This is a genomic window from Candidatus Nanoarchaeia archaeon, from assembly GCA_035290625.1.
Lineage (GTDB): Archaea > Nanobdellota > Nanobdellia > Woesearchaeales > DATDTY01 > DATDTY01.
This window is the reverse complement of record DATDTY010000023.1, coordinates 1-12,576: the sequence shown is the minus strand read 5'-3', so window position 1 is coordinate 12,576 and position 12,576 is coordinate 1. Positions and strand designations below refer to the sequence as shown.

General features: G+C 44.7%; 11 protein-coding genes. 5 read left to right on the top strand and 6 right to left on the bottom strand.

Annotated elements, in window-relative coordinates:
- Together VJB08_01830 and VJB08_01825 are read right to left on the bottom strand one after the other, a co-directional pair.
- On the bottom strand, positions 1-7,190 hold a 7,190-nt coding region (locus VJB08_01830), incomplete at its 3' end, for a LamG domain-containing protein (GenBank protein HLD42707.1).
- Entirely contained in the window at positions 7,160-7,708 is a 549-nt protein-coding gene (locus VJB08_01825) for a hypothetical protein (protein ID HLD42706.1), read from the bottom strand. The genes VJB08_01830 and VJB08_01825, both read right to left, overlap by 31 nt.
- 270 nt (positions 7,709-7,978) lie before the next feature.
- Between VJB08_01825 and VJB08_01820 the strand changes: the two genes are divergently transcribed.
- The 5 genes from VJB08_01820 to VJB08_01800 are packed head-to-tail and all read left to right on the top strand — an operon-like array spanning position 7,979 to position 9,622.
- Positions 7,979-8,353 carry a hypothetical protein gene (locus VJB08_01820; protein HLD42705.1) on the top strand — a complete coding sequence of 125 codons (375 nt, stop codon included), beginning with the start codon at positions 7,979-7,981 and terminating at the stop codon, positions 8,351-8,353.
- 42 nt (positions 8,354-8,395) lie between these two features.
- Positions 8,396-9,004 (top strand): DNA-directed RNA polymerase, encoded by a 609-nt coding sequence (locus VJB08_01815; GenBank protein ID HLD42704.1) that lies wholly within the window; start codon positions 8,396-8,398, stop codon positions 9,002-9,004.
- On the top strand, positions 9,001-9,186 hold the full coding sequence (gene spt4 / locus VJB08_01810; protein ID HLD42703.1) for a transcription elongation factor subunit Spt4: 186 nt from the start codon (positions 9,001-9,003) through the stop codon (positions 9,184-9,186). The genes VJB08_01815 and spt4 overlap by 4 nt, the downstream gene beginning before the upstream one ends.
- Complete coding sequence (locus VJB08_01805; protein HLD42702.1) at positions 9,183-9,455, top strand: hypothetical protein; 273 nt, start codon at positions 9,183-9,185, stop codon at positions 9,453-9,455. The genes spt4 and VJB08_01805 overlap by 4 nt, the downstream gene beginning before the upstream one ends.
- Positions 9,455-9,622 (top strand): 30S ribosomal protein S27ae, encoded by a 168-nt coding sequence (locus VJB08_01800; protein HLD42701.1) that lies wholly within the window; start codon positions 9,455-9,457, stop codon positions 9,620-9,622. The genes VJB08_01805 and VJB08_01800 overlap by 1 nt, the downstream gene beginning before the upstream one ends.
- On the opposite strand, the gene VJB08_01795 is transcribed toward VJB08_01800, so the two are convergent.
- The 4 genes from VJB08_01795 to VJB08_01780 all read right to left on the bottom strand — a co-directional run bounded on the left by VJB08_01795 (position 9,619) and on the right by VJB08_01780 (position 12,359).
- Positions 9,619-10,467, bottom strand: a complete 849-nt coding sequence (locus VJB08_01795) for a hypothetical protein (GenBank protein ID HLD42700.1) — start codon at positions 10,465-10,467, stop codon at positions 9,619-9,621. The two genes, VJB08_01800 and VJB08_01795, sit on opposite strands and share 4 nt — an antisense overlap.
- Positions 10,468-10,770: a 50S ribosomal protein P1 gene (gene rpl12p / locus VJB08_01790; protein HLD42699.1), complete on the bottom strand. Its 303-nt coding sequence runs from the start codon at positions 10,768-10,770 to the stop codon at positions 10,468-10,470. It lies immediately after the preceding gene.
- A 64-nt stretch (positions 10,771-10,834) separates the two neighbouring features.
- Complete coding sequence (rplJ, locus tag VJB08_01785) at positions 10,835-11,686, bottom strand: 50S ribosomal protein L10 (protein ID HLD42698.1); 852 nt, start codon at positions 11,684-11,686, stop codon at positions 10,835-10,837.
- Complete coding sequence (locus tag VJB08_01780; GenBank protein ID HLD42697.1) at positions 11,670-12,359, bottom strand: 50S ribosomal protein L1; 690 nt, start codon at positions 12,357-12,359, stop codon at positions 11,670-11,672. Before VJB08_01780 ends, rplJ begins: the two co-directional genes overlap by 17 nt.
- Positions 12,360-12,576: the final 217 nt, after the last annotated feature.

Below are 12,576 nucleotides of genomic sequence, written 5' to 3'. Positions count from 1 at the left end.
GCGATATTTTCTGCTACGGTGTCTGCAAGATATAAGCCGGATTGGTTGATGATTGTTGAGGCGGTTCCTGAGGAGTTTATGATGACAAAGGTGTTATTATAGGTGGAGAAGCCTGCATTGATATTCTCTGTCTTTGTCCCTACAATAAACATGTTGCCTGCGTTGTCAATAGAAGCAATGTTGTTTCCTGAAACGTTCTGGACAGACCATTTTGGGTAAATGGCCCCGCCTCCGATTGTTATAATGCTTGAATTCAGCGGAGTTCCTAAGTTAACATAATCAACAGGAGTGACTTCACAAGTCCATGTATCGGCTGTTTTTGTGAAATTAGACAGCATTGTTGCCAAGGAATCTGTATGATTGCCTACGCCTGTAATATAATCCTGGTAAATCTCGGCTTCTGTAAGAGAGCGGTTGTAGACTTTGAACTCGTCTATGGAGCCGTTCATTGTAACTGTGTTATGATATCCAACTCTAAAATCGCTTGATGAGTTGCTGCAATATTTCACTAAACTGACTGTAGAATTTTCAAATACCCCATCCAGATATAGGGCTAGTGTATCATTGCTATACCTAATCGCAGCAACATGATGCCAATTCGTGTCCTGGATGCGCGTAGTAGAGTTTAAGAGTGTTGCGCTTGCTGAGCAGTTATACTGTGTATATCCAATCTTGTCTGCACGGTTATCTGCAAGATTCGACCTAATCACCTGCAGATGGAAATCCCAACCGCTTCCCGAATCGCCTCTCCCAGCAATCGCGTCACTAAGGAGAGCGTAAGCGTTAGCTTTTCTGAACCACGCAATAATGGTCCTATTTGAAGAATTGAATGTTTCTGTGCTTGTTGTGTTTAATGTCAGGAAATCAGCAGCAGCAAGATTACCGCTTCCATTGAACTGGGCTGCTCCGCCTCCAATCTTAAATCCACCTGAGCTTCTATTGATAAGTGGAGTTCCAGTCACGTTTCCATCATTTGGGCCTGCATAATCATAATAATCATTATCAAACGGCAGCCAGACAACAAGGTTGTTGTCTAAGGCAGTTCCGTTCATTATTCTCTGGCTTGCATTCAGCACTCCGTTCTTATACCAAGTGAAGACGTTTGTAACGTTGTATCCATAACCAGATTTTGTGGACTGGTTAAAGCAGGTTAAATTCTGGTTGGTGTTGTTTGTAGAAGTGTCTGTTGAGTTGAGTATTGGCGCAGATTGGCTTAAGGGAATAATTATTGTTATATTGCTTGAATTCAACGGGCTTCCTAAGCTCACATAGTCAACTGGAGTAACCTCGCAAGTCCATGTGTCCCCTGCTGTTGTGAAATTGTGCACCATTGTTGCCAAAGATTCTGTATGGTTGCCAAGTCCTGCAACATAATGCTGGTAGATTTCAGCATCTGTCAAGCCTCTGCCTCTGTAAATCTTAATCTCGTCAAGCTCTCCTCGCAGCAAGTAGGAGGGGTTTACGTCTGCATAGAAGCTTCCCATGATTAACTGGTTTGCTGCGCCAATAGGTGTATTAAATGTCTTTGTGACTGTTTCGTTTGCATTCATGTAACCTTTTAATGTTCCATTGATGCGGGAGACTGCTACATAATTCCAGCCTCCTACATTTGTAAAATTGCCGATAGTCAGGGCATCACTATAGTAATAGAAATATGCCCCACTGCCATAGTACCAATTGAGAGCCCATGTATGAGCGCCTGATGAGTTCCAGCCAGAGATAAAGCCCCATGCATTGCTGATGTCTGCATTGTAGGATTTCGCCCAGGCTTCAATGGCAAAGTCTCCTGTGAAGTTCCAGGCCTTGCTGTAGTTGATGTAGATATAATCATCAATCGCATCAAAGCTGTAGCTGCCGCCTCCCATTGCGTAGGAGGTCCTGTTGACTCTTGGAACTGTTGCTCCTCCTGTCAGATTACCGTCACTTGCGTTCACATAATCAGAGGGATTATTATCCAGAGGCCACCATGCAACCAAGCCTATGTCAAATCCAGTTCCGTTCATGATGCCAGAAGAAGCGTTCAAAACTCCGTTCTTATACCAGGTGAAGGTGTTTGTGATGTTAAAGCTGCTTCCCGCAGTGCTCTGATTGTAACAGGTTAGGTTCTGGTTGGTGTTATTTGTAGAAGTGTCTGTTGAGTTGAGGACTGGAGCTGTGTGGGTTGGAGGAACGCTCGCTAGTATGGTTATATTGCTTGAATTCAATGGGCTGCCCAAACTTAGGTAATCGATAGGAGTCACTTCACATGTCCACGTGTCTCCATTAGTTGTGAAATTACTAAGCATTGTTGCCTTAGCTTCCGTATGGTTGCCAAGGCCTGCAATGTAGTGCTGATATGCCTCAGTCGCAGTGAGAGTACGCCTATAGATGCGCACGTCATCGATAATCCCATTAAACAGATTACTGCCATCACTTCTGCTCCCAACATACACTGCCGAGTCCGAATCATAAATTGAAGCAGTAATAGAACTCGTATCCGATGCAGCCTGTGCTCCATTCACATACAGCGTAACCGCTGAACTTGGAGCATACGTTCCTACTAAATGATACCAAGAACCAGCATTAATAGTTCCTCCAGGAACCCCACCACCACCAAAACCATTCCCATCCGCGCTTACCTCAAACGATGCTTGACTTGACTCAACAATAAACCGATACGATAGGCCCCCAGCACTAGACGAAAGCTTCCCTACCACAGTACTCTGAGACGTAACAGCAAACGGCCGAACCCACGCCTCCACACTCAGATTCGCTGTAATCTTAACCGACGCATCATTCGTCATAGCAACAGAGTCCCCAGTCCCATCAAATTGCGCTGCACCACCACCCCGAACAGAACCGCCTGACTTGTTGATAAATACATCCCCATTCCTTGTTCCGTTGTTTGCAAGCGCGTAATCGTAGTAGTCATTGTCAAATGGCCACCACGCAACCAAATACCTATCTAAGGCAGTTCCGTTTAGGATGTTTAAGCTTACATTCGGTGCTCCATTCTTGTACCATGCAAATATATTGGTGACATTTACAGTCCCATCGCCTGCAGTTGTTTGGTTGTAACAGGTCAGATTCTGGTTGGTGTTGTTTGTAGAAGTGTCTGTTGAGTTGAGGACTGGAGCTGTGTGGGTTGGAGGCGCATTCAAAGCATACGCAATAATTCCGCTAAAGTTGAATTGTATGGCATGATAATCTTCAATCAGCCATTCATTGATAAGAACTCCTTCAGTGTAGTTCCATCCTTCTTTCTTTATTTTTATTATTTTATTTGTTGTAGTATCGAGTTCTTTGCTGTGATCAACTGATTGATAGCTTTCGTTATTGTTCCTTCCGACTAAATCAATAAATCGAAGGTGGTCAGGAGTGGTTTCATTATCAACAGGCCATTCCCCCCAGGTTGTGTTATAAGTCTCATTGGTTACTAAAGAAATGGTTAAATTCCCACTGCCTGTAGTGTTGAAATACACTGTCCAGTTCTCTCCGAGAGTTGCAACAGAGTGAAGTGTAAGAATTTCAAGGCTTAACTCATAGGTCTGATTTGACAAGGAAGGGATGACCCACTCAATGTAATCAATGAGGCTGTTATTATTCGTATCATAGTTTGTTGTTTCAACCTTTATTCTTGATCCATTGTTGAGCCAAAATAATGAAAACGCATTGCTGGAAACCTCTCTCGGCAGTTCAGTAAACGCAAGAATGTCCTCATAGTGGATGGCTGAGGAAATCGTGATCAGCTTTTTGGTGTCTGAGATGTTTACCTCTTCTGCTGCTGGGCCTTCAGTGTAATACTCAATCTCTGCCTGTGTTATATTTTCCTCGATGATCAGCTCTGTGGTGTTTTCTTGCGCTGTTTCTGCTGCTGCAAAGCCTGTGATTATTGATGCTCCTGTGATAAGGCCTGTTCCTTGCGAGGAAGCTTCATATGCCTTGTTCTCATCGCTCTGCTTGTCCTGGTACAGCATTTGCTCTCCCGGATCGCCAAAAGATTTATATACTTTTACATAATACACATAATTACTTGTATTAACCACAAGTGGAGGAATGCCCATGCCAACATTAACATTAGCAATACCTGAGGATCTTAAGCAGGAAATGGATTCATTGCCGGAGATAAACTGGTCTGAAATAGCCAGGAAAGCAATATCCGAGAAAGCTGCCGAATTTGCAGTGTTTAAATCAATCGTAGCCAAATCAAAGCTTTCAGAGAACGGAGCACTTGAATTGGGCAAAAAGGTGAATGAAGGGCTATACAAGAAGTACAAAAAGAAGTTTGAGGAGTTGAAGTGAGTGCTATTAGTTGTTGATGCCAACATTGTTCTTTCTTCCCTGATAGCTGGCAGGCTTGAGCATATCATCTTCTCTCCTAAACTCGACTTGGTTTCACCGGATCTGATGTTCGCTGAAATCAGGCGGCATAAAGCCGAGGCATTATCCAAATCGAAACTCTCTGGGCTGGAATTTGACCTCCTGATGGCATTGCTTGAGATTAAAATAAAGTCAGTTCTCTCAGAGGAATTTATCTCATCATTGCCCAAGGCTGAGGCATTGCTAGGGGAGCATAAGAAAGATGCTCCGTATCTTGCGCTGGCATTAAAACTCAATTGCCCATTCTGGTCATATGAAAAGAGATTTAAGAAGATTGGCAAAATTGAATCATTAACAACAGCCGATGTACGGTCAAGATTATATGATCCCTGATTTTCTTTTATTATGCCTGCACCAGCTGCAGCTCCTGTTATGAGGTTCTGCAGCTCTTCAAAACCTTTATATATCTCCACATCTTTCACAGGACACACAGAATCATGAGGAGCTACTATGCCAAACATAACATTATCTATACCTGATGCATTGAAGAAGCAGATGGACAAGTTGCCTGAAGTCAACTGGTCAGAGGCAACGAGGGGGTTCTTGTCAGAGAAGGTTAAGAGGGCTTTGGTGCTGAAGAAGATGGATGACTGGTTAAAGGATTCTACATTGACTGAGGAAGACTGCATTCGGCTCGGCAGAAAGGCCAAGGAAGGGAGAAGTGAAGAGTTAAAGAAACAAGGACTGGTGTAAGTGGAGTTTGTTGTTGACTGTAACTGCCTATTTTCCGCATTTAGGAAGTTTTCTTTGACCCGTTCACTGCTCTTTAACCCAAGGCTCAAGCTTTCTTCTCCAAGGTTCGCATTGAGGGAGCTCACCAAATACCGCCATGTTGTCATGTCCAAGGCTAAAATCGATATTGGAGAATTTGGGCTTATAGAAAGACTATTATCTACGGAAGTAACTTTTATTCCAGTAACCGAATTCAAGGAATTTCTCAAAGAAGCTGCGTCGCTATGCCCTGATCCCGATGATGTTGAATATTTTGCGCTTGCGCTTAAATTAAAATCACCTATCTGGTCTAATGATAAGCGATTAAAGAAGCAGTTTGGAGTTAAGGTATACACCACCTCTGAAGTGGCCTCTTTGGCCGGGGCAATCTGATCGACCCCAATCACTGCCCCTGTTATTAGAGGCATACCCTCAGCCCGCACTTCTATCGTGCGCCTGCTCTTCTCCAGCTCGTATTCAGCAAGCGACTTCACTCTGGAGTTTTCCCTAATCTTTATGTTGCTGTTGAGCGCTGTTTCTCTGCCTTGTTCAATCTTCTTTACTGTGATGTTTGTTGCCTCAGCATGGATGGGTATCGTTACATTACTTGGCTCGGTGAGGTTAATGATCTTTATCCATTTTACAGGCTTGCCAACAACGACGCTTGGCTTCTTTGTCTCAATGCCCTCATTCTGGGCAACTACACTTATCTCAAAGACATTTGAGATGATCTGATTTCTTGCATCAGATACCTTCAGGAAGCCAAACCGCTTTCCAATGAAATCGAGCTCAGGAACAAAAATCATCGTTTCGTTTGTTATTGTTACACTGATATTCTCTATTTCTGATGAAGTGTAGCCCAACGATTCTCTCTCAGGATCAGAGCAGTATTCTGCCAGATTCAGCGTATACTCGGAGTTTCTGGAAAAGGTGAGATTGGGAATCTCGGAGCATATCGGATCCTGATTCTGCTCCCTGACTGTATATGTGATATTTGCAATTGACACTTGAGCATTTTCTGCTTCTAATTCGATTGAAAACTCTCCCTGCAGTCCAGGAAGAGAGCAGGTCTCCTCGCAAACCTCATTGAATTGGCTTGTAAGATCAGCAAATGATACCGGAAGAGATGCCAATTCTGACTGGGTAATCTCCAGCTGTATGGCTGTTTCATTCAGCTCCACACTAACGACCTGCGCACTGACCATATTGGAAGAACCCGAGCTGTAGAGCGATTTGTAAAGATACAGGGGCTCTTTCCAGGATGAGCTTATTGGAGCCAGTCCAACAAGGCTGCAGCAGGCTTCTGAGCCCTGGCAGATGAAGTCGCTTGTTCCTGTCTCGAGATTCGTTATCTCCCATCTCGCGCAGAGCACTTCTTCATCCACAGGCCAGGAGAACTCTGTAGCTTCAACTGTGAGATCAACAACCTGGTCTGACAGAACAACGCCATCATCATCTGGGTCAAACTCTGTGCCGGATTTGTAGGCAAGGTTTGCTGCAATCTTTTTTATCGTTGTATCATCTGCACCGGCATCTATCTCATCTGCAGTCTCATTCAGGATGGATGTTTCGTTTGTGGCATTGATGACTTCAATCGTCTCGATTGCTGCGTTCTCAATGGCGCCTTCTTCACTTGCCGCAACCGTATTATTTTCACCAGATTCACTTATTTCTTCTGATATGCCCTCATTGTTATTCTCTTCATCAGTTTCATTCTCTGAGGGCTCATCGCCAATTGGGTTTTCCTCTCCTTCGGAGCTGTCAGCCACAATGAATCCGGTAATCTGGCTAGGAAGAGACTTATTTGTGGTGTCGTAGAGGAGATACTTCATTCCGGCGGCATTCAAGTAGAGCCTCGCGCTTCCATTTCCAATGAGGGATCCTGAAATCCTCACAGACGTAATATTGCCTGAAACTGACGGGATCCAATTGAAGGAGCCGCCATCCTCCAGCACGGTGCTTACCTTATCGGTATAGGCTGACTCCCCAACAAATGCCATCCCTGTTATCTCTTCTTTGAAAAAGAAGAGCGAAACCATGATGAGAGCAAAGAGTATGGAAATCGAAGCAACCGTCAGATTCTGCTGCTTCATCTTCTCCTCCGGTTGTAAGCAGTCCATACTGACCTGTCGTCTCGTTTCATCAAAACAGCAATCTGGTGGTATGTGAGGCCCTTAGAATCGTGAAGCCATGTAACCACTGCCTCGACTACACCCCTTGAAGTGTCGTGGAGAATCTGGAGCGGGAAGGAGAACTCTGACTCTTCAACTGCCAAATGCTCCGGCATCTTCCTCTTTGCATTCTGGTAGGTCTTCCAGAGGCTGCGCTCGTTGCGTTTCAGCAGCTTGCCAATATCATGGAATGTGCTCGTTTTGTTTTCCTTGAGATATTTGACTATGGCTTCCAAGCAGCTTAATCTGCCGGAGAATACAGCTACAGGAACATACGCCTCAGAAACCTCTGCAACAGCCTTTTTCTCTGCAAGAACATCCAGAATCTGTGCAGCTGAAAGGCTGTGCTCCCGGCGCAGAGTTCCTATGATCTGGGCTAATGATACCTTGTTATCCTCAAGAACTCCGTGAAGCTTTTTCAGCAGCGGATCTATAGGCTGGGAGTCTTCAATTCGCCTTGTTCTCATTTGGCAGTATCATATCCGATTGTCTTTAAATATGTTTCTATTTTTATACATCTTAATTAAGTATTTTTACTGTAAGATAAGTATCTTTATATTCTTTATTAATGAATAATATCCTATTTTAAGATAAAAATTACTATTGCTATCAATTAAATCGTTTAAAAAACAAGAAATATTATTATTAATCAAGTATTTTTATTATATATTAAGTATTAATATAGTCTTTATTAAGTATCCTAAACAAATAAAAAGGGCCGGCTATTCATGCATAGCATGAGAATCATTCTCGACACAAACTTCCTGCTCATACCAGGACAGTTCCATGTAGATATCTTTTCAGAAATCGGGCGAATAGCGCTTTTTCCCTACACTTTAACAGTGCTCTCATCAACGCGTGAGGAGCTGAGGAAGATTGCGGCAAAGAAAGGGGCAGACGCCAGGGCTGCAGCATTGGCCCTGCAACTGCTGGAGGCAAAGAAGGTTGAGGTTATCGACACAAATCAGGCATATGTTGATGCAGCTATCCTTGAAGCAGTGAACTCAGATTCTATTGTAGCGACGCAGGATAAGGGGCTGATTTCAAAGCTTGGCAAGAAAGGGATTCGGATAATCAGAATGAGATCAAAGAAGCATCTTGTGCTGCAGTGAAAAAACAAAAAGGTTTTTAAATCAACCACTGTTCCAAAGCGCATGTTCTATAAAAGCACTGTTCATGACCATGTCCGTGTTCCTCCGAACTTATTCGGGATGGAGTCCCAGGATGCTATTATCAAGGTTATCCGGAGGGAATACAGCGCATTCATCTCCAGGGACATCGGGATTGTGATCGATGTCTTGGGAATCAAAACCCTTGGCGAAGGAATTATCATACCTGGGGATGGCGCGTCTTATTATGATACGGTCTTTGAGCTGCTGGCATTCAAACCAGAGATGCAGGAGGTTGTTGTTGGAAAGATTCGGGATATCGCAGACTTTGGGGCTTTCCTGAATCTCGGGCCTATCGAAGGTATGATTCACATCTCCCAGACAATGGACGATTTCGTCAGTTTTTCCAAAGAGAAGGTCCTTACCGGAAAGGAAACCAAGCGGATACTTCGGGTAGGGGATACCTGCAGAGCACGGATTATTGCAGTTTCCTACAAGGACATCAACAACCCCAAGCTTGGATTGACCATGAGGCAGCCTGGGCTTGGAAAGCTGGAGTGGGTGGAAGAAGACTCCAAAAAGGAAATCAAGGATACCAAGGAAATCAAGAAGGAAATCAAGAAAGAAAAAAAGCCTGAGAAAAGGAAAAAATGAGCAAGAAAGTGTGCAAAGAGTGCAAGCTATTTGTTGATGATGCTGTCTGTCCCCAATGCCATGGATCTGCCTTTACCTCGCTCTTCCAGGGGAAAATCTCTATCATCGATCCGAAGCATTCAGAGATTGCAAAGCGGATGAGCATAACCTATGAAGGGGATTATGCTATCAAGGTAAAATGAGCCTTACAACCATTGCCAAAGTCGAGAAGCCTCTCCTGTCACGCGTTGAAGTTTCTGCAGAGCTTCCCTTTACAGGAAAAACTCCCTCTAAAGACGAGGTTTTGAAGCAACTCACAGAGCAATTCAAGGCTGGGCATGTTGTTCTTAAGAGGATTACATCTGGCTGCGGTTCCCAGGTTGCAAAAGTTGCTGCGTATGTCTATTCAAGCGCCGAGAGCCTGAAGCGATTTGAGAAGCCCAAAAAGGCAAGCAAAGAGAAGGCAAGCTAATGGCAAAAAAGGTTTCACAGAAGTACAAACTGTACGAGATTTCAGCAGGAAAGATTACCAGAAAAAACCGCTTTTGCCCAAAATGCGGAGCCGGAGTCTTCCTTGGCAAGCATGCAAACCGCTATGTGTGCGGCACCTGCAGCTATGTTGAGATGAAAAAATCTTAGGCCTGCAAAGCAAGGATATCTTCTGTCGTAAGCTTCTTTTTTGTTCTCAGTTTCTCCTCTGCTCTCTGCCTTATGCCCCTTAACTTTTCCTCTTTCTGCTGTTCTACTGCCTGCTTCCTCTTATCCGCATAGCCTAGGACTGTTGCGCTCAGCTTGGCAAGTTCCGTAAGCTTTTCCTTCAGCTGCGAGCTGAGATATCTGATTTCTCTGCTCTTCTGGTCAAGAATCGCCTGTTTGCTCCTCTTTTTTTCCTTAAGTTGATCAACCTTCTGCAAAAAATCAATCAGGGTGTTATGCTCAATCTGGCTTTTCTCTGCCATAGTCTGGACATTTGCATGGGCTTTCTCGCTTTCTCCCCTCAATCTTGCCATCTCAGCCCTCTTCTCCCTCTCTTTTTGCAGCTCCTCAAATGCCTGTTTTGCCTCCAGCTTCTGAGCCTTGAGCATCTTGATCCTCTTGGTCAGTCTTTGCTCTTTCTCAAATGGGAATGCTTCGGTCTCGATGGCTTCTTCAAGCCTTTGAATCTGCGCCTCAATCGATTCCGGGCTTGGCAGCCTTTTGAGATTACCCATTCCTCTTGAACGAAGACTTGCAATCACTTCTTTCATGGTTGCCTGAACTAAAGTTCTGGCATCTTTCTGAGCCTTGACTTCCTTTGTACGCCCGTCCCGCCTGGCCTTCGCTTCAGATGCTCCGAGAATACTGCTGCCTATTTCCTCTTCAAGAGCATCCAATTCACTAAGAATCTGCCTCTTTTGGGATGCGCTCTGGTTGAGCTGCTGCCGCAATGCAGCAGCCTCTCTCCCGAGCGCTGCAATCTGTTTTTTTGCCTCTAGTTCGTGCATTTAACCGAACAGCGCGCCAAGACCTGCTGAAGCAGCTTCCTCTGATTTTTTCTCCTCTTCAGCGCTCTTTTTTTCGCTCTTTGGAGACTCTTTGGCTGCTGCCGCTGGAGCAGGCGCTGCTGGCGCAACTGCTGCCTTTTTTACAGCTTCGTCTATATTGACGTTTTCGAGTGCTGCCACAAGTGCCTTGATCCTGGCCTCATCAGGCGTGATGCCTGCGGCCTCAAGCACTTTCTTGACTGCCTCTGGCTCAATCTTTTTTCCTGCTTTATGAAGCAGCATGCTTGCATAGACATATTCCATTTCTTTTACCTCCGTTATTGTGCGCTTTTTTACCGGGGTTTCCAACCCCTTTTAATCTTTTTTGTTATGCTAGCTTAGCTTCGTCTTTCACTGCCTTTGCTTCTGCCTCTGCCTTTGCCAAAAGTTCAGGTATGGTTTCGCTGGTGATTATACCTGCTTCAGATGCAACGGCCCTTGCCTCTGCCGCTGCCTTTCCGAGGAACATCTCGATATTTTCTCTTGTTATATAGCAGATCTCTGCCATAAGGTTGCAGGTTTCTGTGAAGGCAGCAGCTATATCTTCCATCAGTTTCTTGTCGTCCAGGGCCATGACCTCCTTGGTGTAGATCATGCCGTCCTCAAAGGCAGCAACAATGTTCAGGCCTATCTCCATCGGCTTGATGTCAAGGCGCTGGAGCAGGGATGCCTGTTTTTCGTTGATTTTCTCTCCTTGCTTTACCAGGATCTTGTCCTGCACAATTGTTATCTTTCCCTCTTCAACCTTGGTTTTAAGCCCAAGCTGGGCGAGCTCGCTGATTATGGGTCCTGGAACAAATGGTGTCGGGCCTGCCTTGATCTCGATATCCATCGGAGCGATCTGGCCAGGTTTTGCAGGGGCCTTTGCTTTTGATTGCTGGGTCTTCCTGTAGAGCTTAAACGGATCCTGCGATGTGAAGATCAATGCCGGCATACCGATAAAGTAATCTTTGATTTTTCCGAGATCCTGCCTTGTCTTAACGGCCTTTTCAAGAGCTAGGTTAAGGAGCCGCTTCTTGGTCATCTTGATCTGCACGTCTTTCCGAAGAATCTTAGCCATGGTCTGCAGCTGGGCAGCAGGCAGATTCTCCATATTCACGACGGCGATGACCTTTGATGATGCTAATGCCTCAGCAAACTCATCAACTACCTTCTTTTTTGCTTCAGGAATCTTTTTCATTCTGCTTCACAGCGTCTTGGCTTTCGAAATGAACCGGTTTGCCCATTGTGGTCTTGAGATACTGGGATTTGATGTTGTGCTTCTCTTTTGGAAGGTGGTGCAGAATTGCATTGTAAAGCGTGAATACATTGTCTACGATCTCCTCATCATTTGAGGATTCTGCCCCAACCCTGGCCATAAAGAACGGGCCCTTTTTGATGCTCACTTTGACTGTCTTTTTTAGCTTCTCGACAACTGGCTTGAGATTTATGTTCTGCGGAACAACGCAGCCAGCTTTCGGGTTTGGCATTTTGCCCCTGGGGCCAAGCACACGGCCAAAGGCGCTGGCAACTTTTGGCATAATGGCTGCCTGTGCTATGAAGAACGCATGTTTGTCTGCCAGCCCCTTAATCAACTTTTTGTCTTTGGCAACCTTGTCAAAGTCGTCAACAAGAATTGCCGTGTCTGAACTTACTTTTGCATTCTCAATAAGCTCCGGGCCTACCAGGCTGCAGATCCTGCTCTCCTTCCCTGTTCCATGATTAAGGACTACAAAGAATTCTACCTGGTTCTCTGTTTTTTTCAGGTCAAGATCCTTAAAACTGACGATATAATCTATTGACTGGGTGAACTTCTTCTTCGGAGCTTCCTTACGTACCTTTTCCAGAATGCGTTTTATCTCCTGTTTTTGCATTGCACCCTCCTATCAAAGATAGTATTACGGGATGTTTTCAGGAACCTTGGCTTATTTATAAATGTTTCTTTATATGGGTTAAGTCAACTTAAGTGGGAAAACATAAAATCTCCTTTTTCTTAAAGAAAACCGAAGGATAGCCAAAAAGCGTTGAAGCTGTGCTATCCTTCGGAGGAAGATCAAATGATACAGACAGATCTGAGTAGCTTTAGCTATA

Excerpts from the sequence above, each read along its gene's own strand:
- VJB08_01825 (HLD42706.1), bottom strand. The coding sequence starts at position 7,708 with ATGAGAACAAGGCGAATTGAAGACTCCCAGCCTATAGATCCGCTGCTG.
- VJB08_01820 (HLD42705.1), top strand. The coding sequence starts at position 7,979 with ATGAGAATCATTCTCGACACAAACTTCCTGCTCATACCAGGACAGTTC.
- VJB08_01815 (HLD42704.1), top strand. The coding sequence starts at position 8,396 with ATGTTCTATAAAAGCACTGTTCATGACCATGTCCGTGTTCCTCCGAAC.
- spt4 (HLD42703.1), top strand. The coding sequence starts at position 9,001 with ATGAGCAAGAAAGTGTGCAAAGAGTGCAAGCTATTTGTTGATGATGCT.
- VJB08_01805 (HLD42702.1), top strand. The coding sequence starts at position 9,183 with ATGAGCCTTACAACCATTGCCAAAGTCGAGAAGCCTCTCCTGTCACGC.
- VJB08_01800 (HLD42701.1), top strand. The coding sequence starts at position 9,455 with ATGGCAAAAAAGGTTTCACAGAAGTACAAACTGTACGAGATTTCAGCA.
- VJB08_01795 (HLD42700.1), bottom strand. The coding sequence starts at position 10,467 with ATGCACGAACTAGAGGCAAAAAAACAGATTGCAGCGCTCGGGAGAGAG.
- rpl12p (HLD42699.1), bottom strand. The coding sequence starts at position 10,770 with ATGGAATATGTCTATGCAAGCATGCTGCTTCATAAAGCAGGAAAAAAG.
- rplJ (HLD42698.1), bottom strand. The coding sequence starts at position 11,686 with ATGAAAAAGATTCCTGAAGCAAAAAAGAAGGTAGTTGATGAGTTTGCT.
- VJB08_01780 (HLD42697.1), bottom strand. The coding sequence starts at position 12,359 with ATGCAAAAACAGGAGATAAAACGCATTCTGGAAAAGGTACGTAAGGAA.